Below are 22,959 nucleotides of genomic sequence, written 5' to 3'. Positions count from 1 at the left end.
CAACTAAAATTCTGCACAAACAATGGTTTTAATTCCGATAGTAGAACAAGACTTTGAAAATAACATTTATTATTTTTTTAAAAGATTTATTAAAAATGATAGCCCAAACCACCAGAAAAATGAACTCCAGAAAAACCAGCCTTGGTTAACCTATGCTGATAGCTAAGATCACTGTAAAGTGTAACTTTAGAAGAAAACTGCGCATTGATACCCAAACCTGTTTCTAAGGAAGAACCGAAAGCACTCAACTGAAAAACATCTTTAAAATGAACAAATTGTTCTTTACCAAAACAATGAGCAAGATGAATATTGCCATAAAAAGAAGTGATACGATCCTTATCAGAGGCTGTAAATGTTTTACTTAAACGCCCACCAACACGTACAAACCATTGACTCATTTTTTTCATATCAACATCAAATCCATCAATATCACGAAACTTATCAAATTGAAGATGTTGATAAATAAGCTGAAGTTGCGGATCAAAAATAAGATCTTTATATCCTGTCATAAACGTTTTACCAGCAGAAAACGAAACGTTCAAAGGATTTGCTTTTAATGTCGCCGTCTTACCCCAAACATGGCTACGCACATCCCCTTTAAACAAACCATAAGATAAAAGACCATCTATATAAAAACCAGCTTTGTGTTCCACACTACCGTATGACGTAAATGACCATTTATTAAACGTACTCTTTTGGCTTCGTTCCACGTTACGAGGTTGTAAAGAAAGCTTTCCATAGGTTCCCATAATCCCAAAAGATGTCGTACTATATGCGCTCTCTATTGTTTTGAGCAAAATATCTGTTTTTATAGCGTTATAATCAACATGACCATCGTACCCATATTTAAGTATAGAAAGATCTGAGACATAACGATAACTCCCACCATAACCGTGAACAGATAAAGCAAAGTTCCCTTCAACTTTTAATAATTTACGAGGAATAGACCGCGTAGCTTGCAACTGCTTTTGTTGATGACCAATATCCATGAGCCCAACATGAAATAAAGCATTTGGTAACAAAAGATAAGTTGGAACTTGTGGAACAACCTCTCTGACCTTTAACTCGGAAGGGGGAATAGCAGACACCTCTAAAGCAGGCTGAATATATTTACTTTCAAGGCGAAAATCCCAAAAATCTCCATCTCCTTCAACCAATCTTTGAGAAGTTTGTGCATTTCCAAGAGCAGAAGCTGGACCATAAGCATGAAGATAATATTGGTAAGGCAAACCCTCTAATGCGATATAAGCACGATTTAACTGAAAAGAATCCTCTGCCGCTTTTCCAGAAACCTGAATAAGTGAAATACTATGAGCATTTTCACCGGTTGCTATCTCACCCTGATTTCCTGCAACAAATTGCACATAAACTGTTGTTTTTCCAGAAACATCACCATGTATTAAAAGCCGATCAGTTTTTTTATTATCGAGCAAACCATCACTACTGAGATGCGTATTGAGATAAATATCTGCCCTATCTTGCGCACTATAAACTTCTTTTTCTCCCTTCCCAATATGAAGTGTCTGATACTCCTGAAACATTGGAGTCTCAAAAGCAATAAAACTATCAGAAACTTTCACAAATGAAATAGACGAACTTGTACGGTTTGCAACTTGCAAATCGATCTCTCTTCTTTTTGTCAAAAACCATTTTGATCCCCCTGTTAAATAAAGCTCAGCAATAGAATCATCGGCAACACGAGTCCCTCCTATCAATGAAGAAGAATTAGCCAAAATCGCTACACTCCCCCCCTTTTCAACTGTTAATAATAAGTCACCAAAAATTTTTGTACCTTCTGTTACTCCAATATAACTACGACTGTTATTACTATGAACAGCTGTCCCATCTGGAACCTCAAAAATCGTCCTTTTCAAAAAGACAAGCCCCTGTTCATACGCATCATTTTCCCCATCCCTCTCAAAATACATACCATGTTTGTTACCTATTGCTTTAATTGTTGAATCTTCAATATTAACCCGCGAAATTAAAATATTTCCTTCCCTGCCGTTATTGGATGGCGTGTTAGAATCTTGTCCAACTGTTAAAACATGAACATCCGTAGAAATAATATTCGTATTTTTTACATAAACAGAACCCTGATGTTTTACATTGAAAACTGTATGTGTACTTTTTTCATTTGTATTTTCTTTGTCTTCTGTTTTTTGATATTTTGAAGCAATGGTAACACCATCTAAAGTCGCACTCCCCCCTCTCCCCACATAAAGCGCAGCAGCATCATTCACATCAATAAATCCACTTTTCATCTGAATACCCGCATCAGCACTAACGAAAAGAGCACTCTCTTGACCGATACCCAAACCTTCCACTTTAATTTTTGTATTCGTTAACGTAACAGATGCTCCTCGCTTCTCTGCATAAGCAGCAATCTGAGAAGCCTCAATTGTTCCACGATTAACCTCAATCATTCCACTATCAGCTTTAAGACCTATTGATACATTTTTAAAAGCTGAATCGCTCAAAACAATTTTTCCCCCTCGTGATACAAAAACACCATAAATATCTTCTATACCCGCAGTAGCTTCAACCTCTACACGCGTTGCCTGAATAACTGTATTTGGCTCCTGCACTACTATAGCAGCAGGTAACATGAGAGAACGACCCTCCCCATTCTTTTCTTTAACAGGCGCCGTGAATTTATATACTTTATCACTAATTGTATGCTTTGAACCATCACTGCATCCGTAAGGTAATTTGTTTTCATCACATGACAGTGATGTATATGAATGAGAATGTGCCTCAATATTTATATTTAACAAAAAAGAAAAAATAGCTGCTGTAAAAAAGCACGAATACAAGTGATTGTTAGATACCTTGACTATCATTGTTTCTCAAAACTTTCTTTTTTCAACAAAAACAAAAAATGCTGGAAAAAAAATAAACCACAAATTAAACACAATAAGAACAAAACAAACAAAATTATTTTATTTTTTTATGATAAAATCATAGCATTCAATAATATGTTTTGTGTTTTATGTAAAGAAAGAACAAAAAGTTTAAAAATACCATTTAGGAGGACAATCCCTTTAAAGAAGGCATCTCAAAAACCGCTGAAAACTGTAATTACAAAAGGCCCAAAAACCAATCTTAAAAAAACGTGAAAAAATGCGAATTTTGAAGAGATATAATATTCAATTTATCTCACCACAAAAAAATAAAAATACAACAACATGAGAATAACTTTTAAGATTAAACGATTAAAACGTTTTAATAAAACACAGCACAAAAAGATACAATATACGAAATCTATAACCGCATCATCTCTTCAACCACAACAAAAAAACAAGAAATTGCACACTAATGTATAAGCTAATGTACACAATTTCTATATTAAAAATGTTAAATATCTAACAAAGAAATTTGAATAAATAAAAAACTTCTCCTAATACCCTATCATCAATGATTTGAATTAATAAATGTAATATTTTAGATCTTTTGATAAAATCTAAAATACAGTAAAACACTCACCATTCTGAACTTAAAAAACACCAAAATAAAATTTCATCAAAATTAGCTCTATGAAAGCTATCTGTTTATTATCGTTAAAGCAGATATTTTAGCAAAGCTATTATTTGCCATTCTTTATATTGAATAAATTTCTCTAAACAACAACCCACTATCCTCCGCTAGCATCATCTGACCACAACACTATTGCCAATCTCGTAGCTGATGAATATAACTACATTGGAGACAAAAGAGCTATATTTCTCTCTTCTCCCGTTTAATATTTTTATTTAATTATTGCTTTAAAAATCAACGTTCTACTGTTGATGATCACTTGTACAAAGCTTTTTTTATTTTCTGGCGCTTTTTATCATTTTCAAAACGTAACATCAAATCTCGCTCTTGTTTTGTCGAATTGGTTACACCAAAAGTATCATTGTCCATAACCTGCTGATACCCTGCTACCATTAAATTGACTAAAAATGAATCACTTCGCGGCGTTGATGAAAAATAGATTCCCTTTGAATCTTGTAATTTGTACCGATAACCTGCTTTAGTCATGCACTCATAAACTGCTGCAAAATCACTTGCACGCGAATCCATATTTTTAGAAGAAGCGTAGATTGGTTTCCAACCACATTTTGACAGTGCTTGTTGGACCATAGACTTACTGACACCAGACTTTTCCCATAATTCTAACGTCGATGGGGGAGGTTTGCTAATACACCCAGCAGAGCTTAATAAAATTATAGCACTCAATAATTTCAATGTTTTTTTCATTTCCCCCTCCGTCAATATTTACGATAGAAAGACTGATAAGTCTTCTAATATTTACTCACACGCAAGATGACTTTTGTTAGCATATAGATATTGAAGAAACAATCCCCCCCCCATGGAAAAACAAGAATGTAAGGATTTTTGATTACAGCAGCCTCAATACTTAAGGTTGACATTCAGGTTGTTCTTTATGCTCTTGACAATGAGGACTATTCAAACGCCTCTCTACACTTCGCTGAGGAATAACTGCATCAGGCTGACAAATTGGAAGATTTTTATATTTCTCACACCACTTCATTCTTCCCAATTTATCTTGGAAACCTGCTTGGATCATACATGCATTCACAGACTCCTCAGCATTGAATTTCTCATCCGTACTTGTTTCTGTATCAAGACGACCATCAAGATGCTGTATTCCACATTCTAACAAAGCTTTTTTGATCTCAAGCTGATCAGTACCGGATTTTTCCCATGCATCTACAGCTGTTCGAGAAGGCTGCTCAGGGTAGCATCCAGCCATAACAAATAAGGTTATCCCGCTTAATAATTTTAAAATCTGCTTCATTTTCCTATCCTTGAGTAATTTTGATATTACGAAACAATCTATAAATTATTTTACATGCTGTTTTTTATTTCCAAAACAATGATGAACATTATCAACCTATATTATTTTATCTTTCCGAAGATTATGCCATAATTATTATATCAAAAATACGGTAAAATTATTACTAAAATCATATATCTATCAACGATATGCTTATAATTATTATCAATATTTTGATTACAACCAAAATAGATATTTTATATTATTGCGCCAACAGTTGTGGTACCCATAAATAAATAGCATTGACATGCTGAATTAAGCCCCCCGCGTACGGGTATGAGAAACATGAAGGTAGGGATTGTGATCGTCACAAACAGCAAGACTTAAGGTTTGCATTCAGGTGCATTTTTATATTTTTTACAAAAAGGGCTGTTCACGCGCTTCTTAACACTGTGCCTCGGGATGACAGCACCCGGACGACAAATGGGCAAGTTTTCGGCTCTATGATTCTCGCACCAAGTCCCCCCACTTTATCACGGAAACCTGATTGGAGCATACAAGCTTCTATGGTTGCTATTGCATTGTAGCTGAGCTTTCTGCTTTCTGGATCAACATCATAAGGCGTTGGCATACCACATTCTAATAATGCTTTTGCTACCTCAGTAAAATCTGCTCCAGGTTTCTCCCGCGTAGCTATCTCTCCTGGAGGAGTTTTATTAAACTGGCACCCAGCTATACTCAATAGAGTTATCGCGCTTAATAATTTTAGAGTTTGTTTCATTTTTACTCCATGATTTAATTCAAGGCTTTTGTTCTAAATGAGATGTGTCATAAAACTTTTGGCATTTATAACCCACATCTCCAAGACAAGTATGGAAGCTTATGGGATTCATGATCACTCTCCACCATTCTTTCCAAACGTTACTACCAGCAGGGAGTGTCCCGTAGGTATAGCCATTACCGCCAATAATTCTGCTTACAAAGTCAAATCTATTCCCATCAAAACCAATAATGGTTTGTTTGCCATCACTCACATAACCTAACAGACCGTATGCAACTAAAACATTAGAGGCTGGTCCATAGAAATTGATATTCGTGTTATCGGCTATCCCGCGAACACCTTCTTGTTTGAAAGAATTCAGCATATTCCCCAATGTCATTGTCCCGCGGCTATGTCCATAAAGTTCCAACCCTGTAATACCATGGCTATACACCAAATCTTTTGCTTCTTGTGTGGAATTGGTCAAACCCCAAAAGTTATTTTCCATAAACTTCTGATAACCCGCGACCAAAAGTTCTGAGATAGCAGAATCAGCTTCTGGGAACACAACAAAATAAAGCGGATTATTTTTATCCTTCGCATGTTGCTCTGTATAAACAGCGGCTTCCTCTGGTGGAGTAAAGATGCCATTAAAGGATACATGCACCTTGCCATCAGAACCTTCTTGCAAATGCTGCTTTTCTTCATCCGTTAAATAATGAAAGAGAGGGAACAATCCCACCATTCCAAGCGAAGGCAAGGATAGCGGATTGTTGCTTATCACTAGCTGCAAGATTTAAGGATAGCATTCATATTGTTCTGGATGCTTTTTACAAAAAGGGCTGTTTAAGCGCTTCTTGACACTGCGCCTCGGGATGACAGCGCCTGGACGACAAATCGGCAAGTTTTCGGCTTTATGATTTCCACACCAGCCCCCCCTATCATATTTATCATGGAAACCAGCTTGAATCATACAAGCTTCTATGGTTGCCCATGCATTGTTGCTTAAATTTCTGTTTTCCGGAAACACATCATAAGGAGCTGGCATTCCACATTCTAAAAGTGCTTTTTTACCTCAAACCGATCTGCTCCTGATTTCTCCCACACCGTGAAGTATTCTTCAGGAGGTTTATTAAACTGGCATCCCATTATAACTAATAAAGCTATGCAACTCAATAATTTTAAGCTTTGTTTCATTTTTTCCTCCTTAAAGGGACTTGTACTCGATTGAATGAGCCATGAACATACCGACATGCTTGGCTCGCATCTCCAAGGCAAGTATGGGGATTTATGGGATTTGTAGCCACTCTCTACCATTCTATCCAAACGTTACTGCCAGCAGGTATCGTCTCGTAGGTATAGCCATTACCGCTAATAATTCTGCTTACAAAGTCAAATCTATTCCCATCAAAACCTGTTTCACGCGTCTGTGAATGGCTGCTATGATGGTCTGTCATGCCAACAATCGTCATACTTTCTCCCATTACATTGATATCTTGATCGGAAATCAGATGAGAAGCAATAATCGTAGCATCTCATTGTACATCCATATCAACATTGCCTGTTGCCTCAAGGATAGAGAGAATTGTTGTTGTGTGTGTTTCAGAGCTATTGGAAGATTTCTCGTGTAAAAAGCCATTTTCCGATGATTGTTTTTGCTAGTCGTAGTGTTCTTGAGCGCCTTTTATGGTAATATTGAATAATTTTGCACCGAAATACAGTTGCGGAGTGCATTTTGTCCGCCTCCACTTGTAATAAAAATTACTCTTGTATCAATATTAAAAAAATAAGTTTGATCCTTCCTCTTGTGAGAACAATAACAATAAGAATCGTAAAACTGTCACACGTTCATTGTTCTCTTTAATTTACTCTTCTATGAGATTTTATTGTAATACCTTGCTGCTGTTTATTAAAGTTTTTGTAAAAACAATGATACAATGCCTCATGTAACTTTGTTATCCACTATTTTCTACCAACGCCAATCCTCTTTGAGAAAAAATACATAAAGAACTTTATCTTCGCTTCTAAAAGCAATAGTAATTTTCTAAACAACAAAATTTAAACAACCAATTTTTTAAAGAGCTTAAAAAACAATTCTTACAATAACTTCTCTTGTGAAACAGAACTTCATTAATACGTTTAGAAAAAGATATCTGCCTATAATCATGTATCTGGTAAAATCTATTTGCACTGTTAGGCATTTTAACCTGAAAGACTTATATTGATGGCACAGCTCACCATCAAAAAAACGCCTAATATTTATATGATTTTGTCGTTACCGTAAGCAATGGCTCACAAAAACTTCCAAAGCAAAATAATAACGAGCAGATTTTTTCAATCTAGATTGTTCTAACCTTTAGAGAAAACAATCAAACACCTGTTCTCCTGATGACATCAGCTATTTGTTTTGAGTTTTTTCTCTATTCACATTTTATTGCTGTTTCTTTTGCTAGAAATAACAATAAATCAAGGGGTATAATTTGTTAATAGGCTTGGCGTTATGTCAAAATATCAGCGATGAGATTGCTTTTTGGTTGTTTTAGAAATGAAATAATGAGCTCAAATATTGATGAATGAAACGGAAGGTTTAAATTGAAAATATTAATTCCAGATGACTATCAAAAAGCCACTCTAACATTACAGTCTATTACAAAATTAATGACATCACATGAAGTGCTGGTTATAAATAATTTAGCTAAAGAATGTGATTTAGAAGATAAGCTCAAAGAGATCGATATTCTTATCTTAATCAGAGAGCGGACTATAGTTGATAGAAATCTTCTCCTGAAACTGCCAAATTTAAAATTAATCTGCCAAACAGTCCCTATAGGTTCACATATTGATATAGAAGCTTGTAGAGACTTAGAAATTGAAATATTAGACGGTGGTGGAGATCCAACTTCTGCTGCTGAATTTGCGTGGCTCTTAATTATGTCTGCGCGTAGAAAACTCTGTAAATCTGTATCTGATATGAAAAAAGGACGATGGCAAACAACATTTGGCAACCAAATGAAAGGGGCTACTCTTGGAATATTCGGGTTTGGGCGTATTGGTAAAATGGTTGCTCAATATGCTCAAGCTTTTGGCATGTCCATTTTGGTTTATGGGAGCGAGCGTTCAACGCAAGAAGCAAAAAATTTAGGTTATCATTTTACGCATTCAAAAGAAGAATTTTTTACACGTCCTGACATTATATCCATCCATTTACGTTTAAGTGATAAAACTAGAGAAATCATAAAATTAGATGATCTATTGAGCATGAAACCTCATGCTATTTTTGTCAACACAGCGCGTTCAGCTTTGGTTGAAAAAGGGGCGATAGAAAAAATACTAAGTTTGGAAAATTCAACTTACTTTGCACTGGATGTTTATGACAGCGAACCAGTATATGAGAGCAAATTATTGCAATCAGATAGAGTTCTTTGCACACCGCATCTGGGCTATGTGACTGAAGAAAGCTTTGAGAATTATTTTGAAAAAGCTTGCCAAAATATAGCTTCTTTTATGAAGAGCACTTAATGCCGGCTGAGCCAATGTTTGTAAAATTTATCTTATGTCGCTAGCGTATCAAATTTGCACGACACATAATAACTTATTTCCTTAAATGAAGCATATTCCTTAGCTTTCACATTAAGACCAATCGTATTGACAGATTTTTATGTAATCAGCATAAAATACCTAATTTATTGTTGCAAGCATTATTAAAAAAGGCTACTTTATTGGAATACAATTTAATTGGAGGGGGGCGGAGTGAGCAATAATAAATTTATAGAAAAGAATTATTATAGATGGATTATATTGCTTGTTGCCACTATCGCTCAAGCATCAGCTTGCTTCTTTGTTCAAGGGATTGGTCCTTTAGCTGAATTTTTTTAAGAAGGATTTCTCGCTTAGTGACTCTCAAATAGGTTTGCTGTCTTCAGCAGCGCAGTTCCTACCTATTATTGGATTACTTGTAGCTGGTGAATTACTCGACAAGTTTAACGAGCGCTATATTGTTGGAGTTGGCGCACTCGGCGTTTCTATCGCTCTTTTATTGGGAGCAATTGCAGAAAACTATATTTCCCTTTTGGTTTGTTTGCTCATTGTAGGGGGATTTTATAGCTCTGCTCAACCTGGTGGTGCTAAATCTGTTTCTGCATGGTTTCCACAATCGCAACGCGGATTTGCAATGGGAATAAGGCAAGCGGGGCTACCATTAGGTGGGGCATTAGCTGGGATGGTTCTTCCTGCGAGTGCGCTTGTCTATGGCATACAAGGTGCGTTTTTGGTCGGTGCCATCGTTTCTTTTTTAGGGGGATGTATCTTTATTATTTTTTATCACGCACCAGCAAAAGTTGTCGCTATCGTTCCAAAAAGCAAGGCAAAAGTTTCGTTCTATGCAAATGTAAAGTCTCGTCTTGCGATGTTAACTGCACCACATATGAAGAATATTATTTTTTCAGGCGTTTCACTTGTGATCGTTCAATATGTTTTAACCATTTTTATAACGATTTATTTTTATAGAATCTATCAGCTGTCCTTAAATAAAAGTGCTTATTTGTTTTTTGTTTCACAGGCTTCTGGTGCCTTAGGAAGAATTATTTTAGCAGCGTGGAGTGATCATTGTAGAAAAGGACGATTTTTTCCTGTCTTGTTTTGCATGATTGCAGTCGTTTTTGGATTTTTAATATTAATTTTAGGCATGAGTGGATTCATAATTTATTTAACTATTTTATCTGCTTGGTTAGTTTTTTTTGGATTGGGATGGTATGGCCCTTGGGTCGCCTATATTGTAGACTCTTCACCAAAAGAAAGCGTTGGCTTTTCTCTGGGGTTAGCAATGTCTATAAATCAAATCGCAATTATTACTGCTCCACCATTATTTGGATTAATCCAAGATTTTACAGACACTTATGTACTAACATGGCTGATTTTAATTTTAATTATTATTTTTTCACTTTTCTTAATAAGAAAGTAGGGAAAGATAATTGGGGAGGAAATTATAATGATAAATGAAAATACTTTTGAGTTGAGCAATCTCGAAAGAGACAAACTTTGGGAGGCTTTGGACCATGTTATTTATGATCCATACAGTGGTATTGAATATTCGGTTAAGCTAAAAAAATAGCATTTTCGCTGCTACCCCATAGAATATTGACAATTCTTATGAATCAAAAGATGTCTATTACCCCTAGAGCATATTTAATCTTTGAAAACCTTCCAATTGATAGACAAATTAATACGTCACCTAATCCTTATAATTTAGATGCGTCTTGTAAAAGTGGCTATATTAGCGAAAATTTAATTATGATGTTTTCTTTATTAATCGGAGAGCCTTATTCAATTAAATTTGAAGGCGAACATATAGTAAACAACCTAGTTCCTTTAGAGGATAATAAAAAAGATTATACAGGATTAGGATCTGAAGTTGAGTTAGATTTTCATATAGAAAATGCTGCACTAAAATTTATAAGAGGTTTAAATTTATCTCCTAAAGGGATCTTTTTATCTGGTGTTCGCAATGATGTTGATGGCCCGTTAACGAGAATATCTGATGCACGTCTCGCTCTAAAACTTTTAAATGAGGAGGATTTGAGGAGCTTAAGGGATAATTTATATATAATTAATGTTCCCTATAGATGGAGAAAAAATGGGGTAACCTCTACAAGTAAAGTACCCCTCGTTCAAGGGGACGGTGAATTCCCAGATATCAGCGCTGTTTTTTATCCAGGCATGTTAGAACCACAGTCAAAAAAAGCCAAGGAAGCTTTAGATCATTTTTATGAAGCTATTAAGGCTGTATTTTTTGGAATTGATGTACAACCAGGAAGATTATTATACATTGATAACAGAATGGCTCTACACTCTAGAGATAAATTTTCTGGATCATTTGATCGTTATAAAAATCCAATGCGGTGGATTCAAAGAGTGTTTGTATCTGCAGATTTATGGAATCATAGATATGTAGAACAAATAAAAGAAAGAGTATTTGATTTTCAATGTTAATGTCCTGATAATGATATGGTGTTGAGTATTATTCTGGTTTATATATTGACTACACACCTCATATGTATAGGTTTCTCCCACATAATCATACCTGATTATAAGCTATGGTGGCCAATTGATTTTCCATGGCTGTATTTGATCTTTGTTATTTTTTCCCTTCCTTCAGTCCGCTAGGGGGATTCTCCTACCAAGCCCTTGAAAGAGCGATTTGAAGTAATTTCATAATGCGAAATCAAAACATAGTGACAAACTTTTCTATTGTTTTCACAAGTATGACGGTTTGCATGGTTGCACCCTTCAAGCACAGTGGATTTTTCTTGCACGATGGAATCTTTCATATATGAGACAACATAATTAATTTATAACAGATAATTCAATGTATTATCTAAAAAATGCAACGAAATAGCTATTAATGTGAACATATGAATTAAAAAAACAAACATCGCGTACAAATAAATTCAAACATAATTGGGCACACGACTTATAACATTTTTTAGATGAACAAATAATAATACACCCCATGTCTTTAAACACAGAATGAAAATCATAAAATGAGCTCTAAGGATAATAGAAACTCTCCACAAAGAAGAGAAAGAGATGAAGACTCCAAAGACTTCATCATCACCATCCTTCACTATTTTATTAATATATTCATTTTATACAAGAATCTTTCCCTCAGAAGAAATAGCATTTGCAATAGCTTCTTCGCTTGCCTCATCGGGTAATAACATCTCATTATGGGCACATCCTGATGGGATCATAGGAAAACAATTTTCTAAATGATAAACACGACAATCGAAAAGAACAGGCTTATCACAGTCAATCATTTGCTGAATTTTATCATCAAGTTCATCGGGTTTTGAACAATGAATTCCTACGGCTCCATAAGCTTGTGCCAATTTCACAAAGTCAGGCATAGATTCCGTATAAGAATGAGAAAGACGATTACCATGCAGCAATTGCTGCCACTGGCGAACCATCCCCATATACTGATTATTTAAAATGAAAATTTTCACCGGTGTGTCATGCTGAATAGCTGTTGCAAGCTCTTGAATATTCATCTGAATGGAGGCATCACCAGAAATACACACAACAAGCGCATCAGGATGCGCTATTTGAACACCTATAGCAGCAGGTAAACCATACCCCATCGTTCCAAGACCACCAGAAGTCATCCAATGTTTTGGTTCATCAAAATGATAATACTGCGCTGCCCACATCTGATGCTGCCCGACATCCGTTGTAATATAAGCATTCGCATCTTTGGTAAAAGCATACAGCCGTTCAAGAGCATATTGCGGCATAATGACATCTTTTTTCTCCGCATATGCCAATGAATTACGAGCTTTCCAACGGTTAATTTGCGTCCACCACGCCTCACGGACTTCACTGTTAAACGCTGGTTGCTGTATCTTTAAGAGTTGCGTCATATCTCCTAAAACACAAGCCACATCACCAATAATTGGAACTTCTGCTTTTACAATTTTATTGATAGAAGAAGGGTCAATATCAATATGAATAATACGCGCATGAGGTGCAAATGCATCAAGGCGCCCGGTGATACGATCATCAAATCGTGCTCCAACAGCTAACATGACATCACAATCATGCATGGCCATATTAGCCTCATAGGTTCCATGCATTCCAAGCATTCCAAGCCAATTTTTACCGGAAGCAGGATAAGCACCAAGTCCCATTAATGTTGAAGTAATCGGAAAATCCCCCAATTGAACCAAATTACGTAAAAGCTGTATAGCTTTCATCCCCGATGAAATAACACCACCACCAGAATAAATAATAGGGCGTTTTGCCTCAACTAAAAGAGAAACGGCAGATTCAATAGCCTTAGTATTCCCTTTCATCGATGGAAAAGAATGTAAAAACTCCTGAACTTGAGGTGCTCTATAAAATCCTGAAGCAAATTGAACATCCTTAGGAATATCAATCAAAACCGGACCAGGACGACCTGATTGAGCAAGAAAAAAAGCTTCATGAATAATAGCCGCAAGATCATTGACATTTTTAACCAGCCAATTACGCTTCGTACAAGGCTTTGTAATTCCAACTGTATTAGCCTCTTGAAAAGCATTTGTTCCAATCACCGTTGTTGACACCTGCCCAGAAAAACAAATAAGAGGTATCGAATCCATAAGAGCATCTTGCAAAGGTGTAACAGCATTCGTTGCCCCTGGACCAGAAGTCACAAGCATAACCCCTACCTTCCCTGTGCTGCGTGCATAGCCTTCAGCCGCATGCCCTGCGGCTTGTTCATGGCGCACCAAAATATGCTGGAGTGTATCTTGGTGATAAAGAACATCAAAAATAGGCAAAACAGCCCCACCAGGATAACCAAAAATATGTTCAACGCCTTGATCTATAAGAGCTTGAACCACTATTTCAGCGCCCGACATTATTTTTCCATCTGCACTCTCTTGCTTTCTTGGATCATTTCTCATTTTTCCCACTCACCTACTTTATAGGACAATAAAAAAGCCCCTAACGGAGCTCATAAAAAAAGCCCCCAAAGGAGCCCATTACACAACACATACTGTATGATTACCCCCATTATTCCAACGTATAAAATATATAAAAAATTCCTTGTAGGAAGATTTCTAATTCCATTGATACCATTCGTCAATAAAAAATTATATTTTCTAAAAAATTTCTTTTTCACGAATTATCTTTTATCTTTCGATAAGTTTCTTTGCAAAGCTCTAACTCTTTTATCAAAAAGTAAGCACCCATTCTTCATCAAATTGATTACGAAACCATGTCATTTGTCTTTTTGCATATCTCCTCGTTTGTATTTTCACCGCTTCAAGAGCATTCTCAAAGCTTCTATATCCATCCAAATAAGCCATAAACTCAGGTATACCAATAGCCTTCATTGCTGGTAATGAAGAGGAAAGTTTAAGTTTTTTCATAGCCACCACTTCTTCTAAAGCTCCTCTTTCAATCATAGAATCCAAGCGTTTATGAATACGTTCATAAAGCAGAGGACGTGGTGGCATGAGAAGAATTTTTTCGGTCAAATTCGGCGCAATGATAGGTGTTGTTTTTTGTTTCTGCCACCAACTGAGCGTCTTACCGGTTGCATCATAAACTTCCAAAGCACGTACAATACGCTGTCTATCGTGCGAAGAAATTTTTTCAGCAACAACAGCATCAATCTGAAACAACTGGCGATAAAGACTTTCAGGTCCCTCTTTATCAAGCAGCAAACGCCACTTCTGCCGCACAACATTTGGAACATGAGGGATTTCCGAAATCCCCTCTAAAAGAGCACGAAAATAAAGTCCTGTCCCACCAACAAAAATAACTGATTTTAAAGAAAAAGTAGCCAATAGCTTCTCGACATCACACAACCATTGCCCTACTGAATAATTCAAAGTAGGACTCACATGACCATAAAGATAATGGGGAACAATCGCGATATCAGCCTCCCCCGGCCGTGCCGTTAAAATATTTAAAACATCATAAACCTGCATTGAATCAGTATTAATAATGAGAGCATTCTTTTCTTGAGCCATTTGCAAGGCAAGTTCTGACTTCCCACTTGCCGTTGGCCCCGCTATTAATGTAACTTTTCTCTGTGTCATGAATAGCAATTTCTCCCAATCAATAACTTATTGCAACATGCAGACACCACCAAAGCCCCCTATGAAATTTATAAAAAATGGGCTTAATAACAACACCAAAGGAATTTCCAAGCATTTTTGCTATCATAGTTCAATAGTAAACTACAGCCATAATCATTCTGTCCGTTAGTCCATTAAAAACAAACATATTCTTTGTCATTATTTATGAATAATAATACTGAGCTTAACCTATACAATCAAACAGCTTTATTTTTTCCTATAAAAACAGTATACTAATCTGCTTTATAATAGGAGATTCAGAACTTGTCTTCTTCACGCTCTCTTTTTTATAACTATTTCTTCATCCATCACCAAGAAAGGTGTAAATATATATAACTAATTTAGTCTAATATGATTTTTCTCTAAGATAGTTTTTTTCAAACTGAAGTGAAAAAAACGTTCTCCATAGCACATAAAGTACAATCACAAAGGACTAAAAGTCTCACTAAATAAAACATTATTTATAATAATAATTGACTTAAACACAAAACATAGATCTCTTATGCAGCATTTCAAAGTCTAGGCTGTTGCAAGATTGGAAACTAGCAAATCTATGATGGTGCCAACTTGTACTTTTATTTAACGTAGAAACAGAGCTGCCCAATGGATTTTATATTGCACACCCCATGCTCTCTATCGTGAAATGAGCTTGAGAAACATTGGATATCACATGCCTGACTTGCAAAATATCCCATTACTAAGGCTGATAAAAAACAAAAAAATAATTTTTAAGGATCAATCCATTAGGAGCGTTACGAACCGTAACTCTCCATCTGGACGCGCTACAATAAATAGAGCATTTTTGCGTCCAGCTTCACGTAATTTATGAATACGTTTTTTAGCCTCATCAATTGTTGTGATAGAACTCTGATTGATATCAACAATCACTTCACCAACGCGAATACGCTTTTTATCCGCTGCACTATTTTGTGCAACAGCTGTCACCACTAATCCTCGAAGTTTATCTGAAATTGAATAACGATGACGCAAATCCTCTGTCAGTTCAGATAACGTCATTCCCATAAATTGCATTGTCACGTTTTTCGACAGATCTTGATTTTTTTTATCAGCAACTTCTTCTGTATCTTCATTTGGATCTGTTTCAATCAAACGTCCAAGCTTAACTTTTACTGTTTCTTCTTGCCCATTGCGTAAAATAGTAACGTCCACCACTTTTCCTTCTGAACTTTCTGCAACTAAACGCGGCAAATCACGTGCATGCTTAATTTTGGAATTACCAAAGGAAAGAATAACATCTCCAGTTTGTAACTGGCTATTATCTACATTATTTTCTTCCGTCTGTTCTATTTTACCAGCCACCAATGCTCCCACAGCATTGTCCAATTTTAAACTTTTTGCAATATCCTCTGTTACCGGCTGAATACGAATAGCCAACCAACCACGCCTTATTTCTCCAAAATCACGCAATTGATTAATAACAGAAAGAGCCATATCCGATGGAATAGCAAATCCAATACCGATAGATCCTCCCGAAGGTGAAACAATTGCTGTATTAATGCCAATGACTTCACCATTTCTATCAAATAACGGACCACCAGAATTGCCCCGATTAATTGCTGCATCTGTTTGAATAAAATTATCATAGGGACCAGCATTAAGATCACGGTTACGTGCAGAAATAATACCAACCGTCACACTTCCACCAAAACCATAAGGATTACCAATAGCCATAACCCAGTCACCAATACGTGCTTTTTCTGAGTCACCAAAACGCACAGCTTTTAATTTTTTACTTCCTGCATCGACTTGAAGCAACGCCAAATCAGTTTTGCTATCCTTTCCAAGAAGCTTTGCCTTTAGTTTTGTACCATCCGTAAAATTAACTTCAATATCATCAGCATCTACAATAACATGATAATTTGTAACAATAATCCCTTTTTGCGCATCAATCACAAAACCAGACCCTAAAGAACGCACCTTTTGAAATTGACTATCTTTTTGACCATCCTTGGGTATAAAAAAATCACTAAAATATTCCTCCAGCAATGAATCTTTTGGGATAACGGGTACCGAGGTGTTTGCATCCTGTTCTGTTCCTTCAACAGTCTGCGCCGTGGAAATATTCACAACTGTTTCCAAAAGCTCAGAAGCTAAATCAGGAATAGAAAGCAATGCCTTGCTTGTCTCGGCTCCCCAAGACAAACTCACTGATCCTGATAGAAACAAAGTCACACAAAAAACAACTCTTGTGATAAAAAACTTTAAAAACGTATTTTTACTCACGACACTTCTATCCATGACATGCCTTTAATCAAAGATGCAAAGAGCCCCACTAAATTTATATACGGAAAACCAGCACGGCTCGATACTCTCTACCACTTTTACCATAAAAGAAAATGGTCACAGATCATTCTTTTCATGCAAAATCTCGTATCTGCAATCCATTATTTTATCTATTCTCTCCCGATTTTGGATCAGTTTTACTGAGGCCAGTATTCATTGTCGGTAAGAATGCTTTATTTGCCTGCGGCGGATTACGAAAATAGAAAAAGAAATCCTCATTTGGAGAAATCACCATCGGTGTTTTCTCTAAATTCTTGTATTGTTCCATCGCCAACCAAAAATCGTAAAAAGACGGATTAGCCTCCCTCGCATTCAATAAAAGACGAATACTTTCAGCTTGACCTTCACCACGGGTAATTTCAGCATCACGCTTTGCAGCTGCTACAATTTCTTCATATTCACGATTAGCTTCTGCCACAATACGATCTCGCTCCTGCTGACCACGAGCCCGGATATTTTCCGCAGCAGCTTCACGTTCAGCTGCCATTTGCCGATAGACATCTTCTGAAACAGCATCAGTCAAATCGGTTTTACGAATACGCACATCAACAATGGCAATACCCAACGAACCTGCATCTACAGAAAATTGCTTCTGTACTTCAGCCATCATCGCGCCTCGTTCATCCGATAAGGCTGCTTTAAATTCTCGCTTACCATAAACAGCACGCAAAGCGTCAATAAACCGTGGTGCAAGGTTTTCACGTGCCGCAATTTGTGGACGCCCAGAAGCAATGCGCTGTAAAAACAACTTAGGATCTGTAATACGGTAAATAAAGAACGCATCCACCTCATAATACGCACCACCACGAACCTGTACAGATTGTGTAGGAACATCGTAACGCAATAACCGATTATCAACAATGATCATCTTATCGATAAAGGGCGCCTTGAAATAGATTCCAGGATTAGATTCTACCTGAACAATTTGTCCAAAACGCTTAATTGCTACCTGTTGACGAGGATAGACGATAAAAACGGACATCCACAAAATCATCAAAACAAACACTATAGCACTAAAAACAAACAAAAAGCGAGATTGCTGCATAATTAATCTCCTCCAGAAATACGAGAATCTAAGAGTAACGCAGGACGCGCTGATGTTGCCTTTACTTTTTCCGATGACTTGCTACGCAACAATTCGTTCAAAGGCAAATAAGGCATCGCTGGAGAATTTGCCTGATCAAGAACCAGCTTATTTGGTGAAGAAAGAATCCGCCCCATCGTCTCCATGTAGAGACGGTAGCGAGCAGCTTCTGGTGAAATCGCAGCCTCTCGAGCTATCGCCTGAAAACGTTCAGCACGCCCTGTTGCCTCTTCAACCATTTGTGCCTTTTCACCTTTTGCGATTTCCCGTGTGCGTGAAGCTTCACCATTTGCTAAACCAATTTTCGTAAAACGCACACGATTCCCCTCTTCAATCATTCTTCCACGTTCCTGCTCCGCCTGCTGAACAGAATTAAACGCAGCAGCAACCTTTGTCGGAGGAGCAGCTTCACTGATAGAAACACGGCTTATTTCGACACCAAGTTGATATTTATCCACAGTCAACTGGATAATCTTTCTAACGTCATTAGCAACTTCTTCTTTCTTGTCACGTAAAACATCATCAACCGGCCGCGAACCAATGACCTCACGCATTGCACTCTCAGCAACTTGGCGGACAGTTCCCTCTTGATCATTCACATTGAATAAAAACTGACTAGGGTATGAAATCCGATAATAAACGGAAAAATTAACATTAACGATATTTTGATCACTCGAAAGCATTAAACCATCACTTTGTTGCGCCTGACCGGGCTTCCCACCAATCGCGATTGTTTTTTCCGTTAAAGGTACTTTCATATAGGTCTCAATTGGCCAAAAATGAAAATGCAACCCATCACCAATAATGCCTTCTTTAGGGATGCCAAAGCGCAACTCTACCGCTTGTTCATTTTGCTGAACAATATAAATTGACTGGTATAGCCAAAAAAACACAATAAGCAGAAGGAATAAAACAGAAAAACTGCTTCTCCCGAATTGTTTAAACTGATCCTGCCCTTTGCGCAAAATTTCATTAAGATTAGGACCATTTTCACCACCATTACCGCCACCAGAACCAAAGAGATTCTTAGCTGGTGTTTTTTTGTCACCACTGTTTTTATCGCCACTCCACGGGCCACCACCATTTTGATTTGTCCAGGGCATTATCACCTCTTTAACTGATTACCACTACTCGAACACCAACCATTTGCTTGATCTTATAGGGTGTCTCTTACCTCATTACAATACAACTGATAAACCCTTCCACTTCATATTACAAAAAATTATTTCCGCTCATAAACAACAAAACGTGTCGGATGACTATCTTTATCCCCTTTTGGAATATCTTGTGTTTGCACAATAGTCCACTTTTCTTTATCAAAAACAGGAAAAAAACTATCACCTTCTATAGAAGCTAAAACTTCTGTAAGGAATATTTTATCAGCCATATGCAACCCTTGTTGAAAAATTTCACCCCCACCAATAATAAAAATTTCCTCTACATCATTTTGAGAAGCAACATTTGTTGCAAGAGAACAAGCTTGCGATAAAGAGTGAGCAACAACAGCCCCTTCAGCACAAAAGGTACAATCACGCGTAATGACGATATTTGTACGCTCTGGTAAAGGTCTCCCAATAGAATCCCAAGTTTTTCTTCCCATAATAATGGGCTTACGCAACGTCAAAGCTTTAAAGCGTTGCAAATCCGTCGATAAATGCCACGGCATTGCACCTTCACGACCGATAACACCATTTTCTGCAACAGCAGCAATTAAACAAATGGAAATCGTCATATTGCTACCGGCGCTTTAATATGGGGTTGTGCTTCATAATTAAGCAACTCAAAATCCTCAAATTGAAAAGAAAAAAGATCTGTTACCGCTGGATTTATGCGCATACATGGCAAAGCATTTGGTATACGAGACAATTGATATTTTGCCTGTTCAAAATGATTAGAATAAAGATGAGCATCTCCCAGAGTATGAATAAAATCGCCTATTTTAAGACCGCTTACTTGCGCAATCATCATCGTTAGCAATGCGTAGGATGCAATATTGAATGGAACACCTAAGAAAATATCCGCCGAACGCTGATAAAGTTGACAAGATAATTTCCCCTCCGCAATGTAAAATTGAAAAAGACAATGACACGGAGGCAACGCCATTTCCTCTATTAATGCAGGATTCCAAGCTGACACAATCAAGCGACGAGAATCTGGCGTTTCCTTAATCATCGTTAAAAGATTGTTAATTTGATCAATATGGCGTCCATCAGGAGCAGGCCAAGAACGCCACTGATAACCATAAACAGGACCAAGATTTCCCTTTTCATCAGCCCACTCGTCCCAAATTGACACACCATGCTCTTTCAACCAAGCGATATTTGTATCGCCTTTAAGAAACCACAAAAGTTCATAAATAATTGAACGTAAGTGTAGTTTCTTTGTTGTCAACAACGGAAATCCTGCTTGTAAATCAAAGCGCATCTGATACCCAAAAATAGATCGCGTTCCAACACCCGTTCGATCTGTCCGATCAATACCCTGATTTAAAACATGAGATAAAAGAGCAAGATATGATTTCATAGGACTATTATGTCCGATTCTTCTCATTATAGAAAATAAAAACTGTAAAATCCGTACAAAGATAATTCAAATCTTTTTCCAAAAACATCTTACACAAGAAATTATCATGATCTGACTAAATTTTTGATGCAAAAGATAAAATACTATAGACAGCTTCTAAAAAAATGACATAAATGAACAAAGATGGATGAACATGAAATAAAGGGATCGACTATGGAAAAACAAGAAGCTTTAAAACCACATGATACAAGAAAACGTATCTGGGCTATCGTGTCCAGTGCATCAGGTAATCTAGTAGAATGGTATGACTTTTATGTTTATTCCTTTACATCTATTTATTTTGCATCACAATTCTTTCCCTCAGATGGCAATGACGTTACGCAACTTTTAAAAGCGGCGGGTGTTTTTGCTATTGGTTTTCTTATGCGCCCAATCGGCGGATGGCTTTTTGGCTTCATTGCCGATCGTTATGGACGCAAACGCTCAATGCTTATCTCTGTTTTTATGATGTGTGGTGGTTCGTTCTTAATCGCCCTACTTCCTACCTATGAAACCATTGGAATGGCAGCAGGAATTCTTTTACTTTTACTCAGAATGCTTCAGGGGCTTTCTGTCGGTGGTGAATATGGTACAACAGCAACTTATATGAGCGAAATCGCCCTCAAAAATCGCCGAGGATTTTTTAGCTCTTTCCAATATACCACACTGATTGGTGGTCAACTTCTAGCCAGTCTCGTTATATTCATTTTAGCGCTTTATCTCACCGAAGATCAGCTAAAAGCGTGGGGCTGGCGTATTCCATTTGCCATTGGTGGACTAGGAGCAATTGTTGCGATTTATCTACGCCGCACACTCCATGAGACAACGACCAAAGAAAGTCGTTCTAGTGCACAAGCTGGTAGTATTAGGGGACTTCTGAGCAACCACCGAAAAGCTTTCTTTCTGGTTATTGGCTTTACAGCTGGAGGATCGCTCACATTCTACACCTATACGACTTACATGCAGAAATATCTGATCACAACCACTGGCTTTGATAAACATACAGCCACAACAATCATGACAGCTGCACTCTTTGTTTTCATGTTACTCCAACCCCTCTTTGGTGCTGTTGCAGATAAAATTGGAACAAGAACTTCACTCCTTATTTGGAGTGTCTTATCTATTATCTTTACCATTCCTGGACTTAATATGATTGGTAGTACTGATAGTACATGGATTGCTTTATCAGTCATTACTGGAATGCTCTGCATTATGAGCTTTTATACATCTATCTCTGGCATTGTAAAATCAGAAATGTTTCCCGCTTCAGTACGAGCAATAGGAGTTGGGCTCTCTTATGCTATTGCCAACGCACTGTTTGGCGGTTCTGCTGAATATGTTGCGCTTGGATTAAAAGATCTTGGATATGAATCTGTCTTCTATTTTTATATAACCGGCATGATGATTATTGCATTCATCTCTGTTCTCTTAATGCCAGATGCTCGCAAAAAAGGGTATTTACAAGGAGACGATATTCATTAACCTTTAATGTTAAAAAACAAGGATTTTAACAAAAAAGCCCAGTATTCTGGGCTTTTTTATATTCTTTCCGATAGCAGTTTAAAGCTCACAATTTTTTATCCCTTCAAACACTCTAAAGAAGCAATGTTCCCTCCTGCACACGCCGCTTATAAAAATAAATGGCTTCATATTATTATGTAATAAATACTTCTTTTACTGAATTTAATTCACTGAAGATAAAAAACGTTTGATTTATTTTAATATTCCCATTCCCACTCAAAGTCGAAGACAAGTGATTATCTTTCAAGAAATTTTATCAATAATAAAGATTACACTCATGATTTTGTTTAATACGTTCTTAATGGTACCCCTCATGCAA

General features: G+C 36.9%; 17 protein-coding genes and 2 pseudogenes. 5 read left to right on the top strand and 14 right to left on the bottom strand.

The genetic code is table 11. The annotated features are described in order from the left end of the window. Positions 1 to 89 precede the first annotated feature (89 nt). From ACFIK2_RS03460 to ACFIK2_RS03430, 7 genes and pseudogenes are all read right to left on the bottom strand, one after another. Positions 90 to 2,843, bottom strand: a complete 2,754-nt coding sequence (locus tag ACFIK2_RS03460; RefSeq protein WP_375676884.1) for an autotransporter outer membrane beta-barrel domain-containing protein — start codon at positions 2,841 to 2,843, stop codon at positions 90 to 92. Between the two features lie 949 nt (positions 2,844 to 3,792). After that, positions 3,793 to 4,242: a hypothetical protein gene (locus tag ACFIK2_RS03455; RefSeq protein WP_375633849.1), complete on the bottom strand. Its 450-nt coding sequence runs from the start codon at positions 4,240 to 4,242 to the stop codon at positions 3,793 to 3,795. Between the two features lie 160 nt (positions 4,243 to 4,402). Continuing rightward, complete coding sequence (locus tag ACFIK2_RS03450; protein WP_375633850.1) at positions 4,403 to 4,804, bottom strand: hypothetical protein; 402 nt, start codon at positions 4,802 to 4,804, stop codon at positions 4,403 to 4,405. A 362-nt stretch (positions 4,805 to 5,166) separates the two neighbouring features. Beyond that, positions 5,167 to 5,564 (bottom strand): annotated as a pseudogene (locus ACFIK2_RS03445) (hypothetical protein). Positions 5,565 to 5,583: 19 nt separating this feature from the next. Next, on the bottom strand, positions 5,584 to 6,303 hold the full coding sequence (locus ACFIK2_RS03440) for a filamentous hemagglutinin (protein WP_375634448.1): 720 nt from the start codon (positions 6,301 to 6,303) through the stop codon (positions 5,584 to 5,586). Positions 6,304 to 6,339: 36 nt separating this feature from the next. After that, positions 6,340 to 6,740: pseudogene (locus ACFIK2_RS03435) on the bottom strand (hypothetical protein). Positions 6,741 to 6,853: 113 nt separating this feature from the next. Then, the gene (locus ACFIK2_RS03430; protein ID WP_375617748.1) at positions 6,854 to 7,015 is read right to left on the bottom strand and encodes a hypothetical protein; all 162 of its coding nucleotides are present in this window, start codon (positions 7,013 to 7,015) and stop codon (positions 6,854 to 6,856) included. A 1,120-nt stretch (positions 7,016 to 8,135) separates the two neighbouring features. Between ACFIK2_RS03430 and ACFIK2_RS03425 the strand changes: the two genes are divergently transcribed. The 4 genes from ACFIK2_RS03425 (at position 8,136) to ACFIK2_RS03410 (ending at position 11,531) form a co-directional block, all read left to right on the top strand. Continuing rightward, positions 8,136 to 9,062, top strand: coding sequence for a D-2-hydroxyacid dehydrogenase family protein (locus ACFIK2_RS03425; RefSeq protein ID WP_375634608.1), 927 nt, complete (start codon positions 8,136 to 8,138; stop codon positions 9,060 to 9,062). Between the two features lie 231 nt (positions 9,063 to 9,293). After that, on the top strand, positions 9,294 to 9,419 hold the full coding sequence (locus ACFIK2_RS03420) for a hypothetical protein (RefSeq protein WP_375632953.1): 126 nt from the start codon (positions 9,294 to 9,296) through the stop codon (positions 9,417 to 9,419). A 34-nt stretch (positions 9,420 to 9,453) separates the two neighbouring features. Further along, positions 9,454 to 10,503, top strand: a complete 1,050-nt coding sequence (locus ACFIK2_RS03415) for an MFS transporter (protein WP_375676883.1) — start codon at positions 9,454 to 9,456, stop codon at positions 10,501 to 10,503. A 200-nt stretch (positions 10,504 to 10,703) separates the two neighbouring features. After that, the gene (locus ACFIK2_RS03410; RefSeq protein ID WP_375634611.1) at positions 10,704 to 11,531 is read left to right on the top strand and encodes a TauD/TfdA family dioxygenase; all 828 of its coding nucleotides are present in this window, start codon (positions 10,704 to 10,706) and stop codon (positions 11,529 to 11,531) included. Positions 11,532 to 12,187: 656 nt separating this feature from the next. Here ACFIK2_RS03410 and ACFIK2_RS03405 read toward each other — a convergent pair. The 7 genes from ACFIK2_RS03405 to ACFIK2_RS03375 all read right to left on the bottom strand — a co-directional run bounded on the left by ACFIK2_RS03405 (position 12,188) and on the right by ACFIK2_RS03375 (position 21,080). Then, positions 12,188 to 13,987 carry an acetolactate synthase 3 large subunit gene (locus ACFIK2_RS03405; protein WP_375676882.1) on the bottom strand — a complete coding sequence of 600 codons (1,800 nt, stop codon included), beginning with the start codon at positions 13,985 to 13,987 and terminating at the stop codon, positions 12,188 to 12,190. 270 nt (positions 13,988 to 14,257) lie between these two features. Next, a complete protein-coding gene (gene miaA, locus ACFIK2_RS03400) occupies positions 14,258 to 15,130 on the bottom strand; it encodes a tRNA (adenosine(37)-N6)-dimethylallyltransferase MiaA (protein ID WP_375634613.1) in 873 nt (290 codons plus the stop codon). A 774-nt stretch (positions 15,131 to 15,904) separates the two neighbouring features. Continuing rightward, entirely contained in the window at positions 15,905 to 17,428 is a 1,524-nt protein-coding gene (locus ACFIK2_RS03395) for a Do family serine endopeptidase (protein WP_375632961.1), read from the bottom strand. 151 nt (positions 17,429 to 17,579) lie between these two features. Beyond that, the gene (gene hflC, locus ACFIK2_RS03390; RefSeq protein WP_375628861.1) at positions 17,580 to 18,518 is read right to left on the bottom strand and encodes a protease modulator HflC; all 939 of its coding nucleotides are present in this window, start codon (positions 18,516 to 18,518) and stop codon (positions 17,580 to 17,582) included. Between the two features lie 2 nt (positions 18,519 to 18,520). Next, on the bottom strand, positions 18,521 to 19,660 hold the full coding sequence (hflK, locus tag ACFIK2_RS03385) for an FtsH protease activity modulator HflK (protein ID WP_375632963.1): 1,140 nt from the start codon (positions 19,658 to 19,660) through the stop codon (positions 18,521 to 18,523). 119 nt (positions 19,661 to 19,779) lie between these two features. Then, entirely contained in the window at positions 19,780 to 20,289 is a 510-nt protein-coding gene (locus ACFIK2_RS03380) for a dihydrofolate reductase (protein ID WP_375632965.1), read from the bottom strand. Continuing rightward, positions 20,286 to 21,080 (bottom strand): thymidylate synthase, encoded by a 795-nt coding sequence (locus ACFIK2_RS03375; protein WP_375618242.1) that lies wholly within the window; start codon positions 21,078 to 21,080, stop codon positions 20,286 to 20,288. The genes ACFIK2_RS03380 and ACFIK2_RS03375 overlap by 4 nt, the downstream gene beginning before the upstream one ends. A gap of 213 nt (positions 21,081 to 21,293) precedes the next feature. Here ACFIK2_RS03375 and ACFIK2_RS03370 point away from each other — a divergent pair, with 213 nt between their 5' ends. After that, positions 21,294 to 22,601: an MFS family transporter gene (locus ACFIK2_RS03370; RefSeq protein ID WP_375676881.1), complete on the top strand. Its 1,308-nt coding sequence runs from the start codon at positions 21,294 to 21,296 to the stop codon at positions 22,599 to 22,601. Positions 22,602 to 22,959: the final 358 nt, after the last annotated feature.

The organism is Bartonella sp. AP88XZML (genome assembly GCF_042195565.1).
Taxonomy (GTDB): Bacteria; Pseudomonadota; Alphaproteobacteria; order Rhizobiales; family Rhizobiaceae; genus Bartonella.
This window is presented reverse-complemented; position numbering and strand designations above follow the sequence as displayed.

What these genes read in the sequence shown, in the direction of transcription:
- ACFIK2_RS03380 (WP_375632965.1), bottom strand. Translation starts at nt 20,289, where the DNA reads ATGACGATTTCCATTTGTTTAATTGCTGCTGTTGCAGAAAATGGTGTT.
- ACFIK2_RS03430 (WP_375617748.1), bottom strand. Translation starts at nt 7,015, where the DNA reads ATGACGATTGTTGGCATGACAGACCATCATAGCAGCCATTCACAGACG.
- hflC (WP_375628861.1), bottom strand. Translation starts at nt 18,518, where the DNA reads ATGCAGCAATCTCGCTTTTTGTTTGTTTTTAGTGCTATAGTGTTTGTT.
- hflK (WP_375632963.1), bottom strand. Translation starts at nt 19,660, where the DNA reads ATGCCCTGGACAAATCAAAATGGTGGTGGCCCGTGGAGTGGCGATAAA.
- ACFIK2_RS03410 (WP_375634611.1), top strand. Translation starts at nt 10,704, where the DNA reads ATGTCTATTACCCCTAGAGCATATTTAATCTTTGAAAACCTTCCAATT.
- ACFIK2_RS03395 (WP_375632961.1), bottom strand. Translation starts at nt 17,428, where the DNA reads ATGGATAGAAGTGTCGTGAGTAAAAATACGTTTTTAAAGTTTTTTATC.
- ACFIK2_RS03450 (WP_375633850.1), bottom strand. Translation starts at nt 4,804, where the DNA reads ATGAAGCAGATTTTAAAATTATTAAGCGGGATAACCTTATTTGTTATG.
- ACFIK2_RS03455 (WP_375633849.1), bottom strand. Translation starts at nt 4,242, where the DNA reads ATGAAAAAAACATTGAAATTATTGAGTGCTATAATTTTATTAAGCTCT.
- ACFIK2_RS03375 (WP_375618242.1), bottom strand. Translation starts at nt 21,080, where the DNA reads ATGAAATCATATCTTGCTCTTTTATCTCATGTTTTAAATCAGGGTATT.
- ACFIK2_RS03405 (WP_375676882.1), bottom strand. Translation starts at nt 13,987, where the DNA reads ATGAGAAATGATCCAAGAAAGCAAGAGAGTGCAGATGGAAAAATAATG.
- miaA (WP_375634613.1), bottom strand. Translation starts at nt 15,130, where the DNA reads ATGACACAGAGAAAAGTTACATTAATAGCGGGGCCAACGGCAAGTGGG.
- ACFIK2_RS03460 (WP_375676884.1), bottom strand. Translation starts at nt 2,843, where the DNA reads ATGATAGTCAAGGTATCTAACAATCACTTGTATTCGTGCTTTTTTACA.
- ACFIK2_RS03370 (WP_375676881.1), top strand. Translation starts at nt 21,294, where the DNA reads ATGGAAAAACAAGAAGCTTTAAAACCACATGATACAAGAAAACGTATC.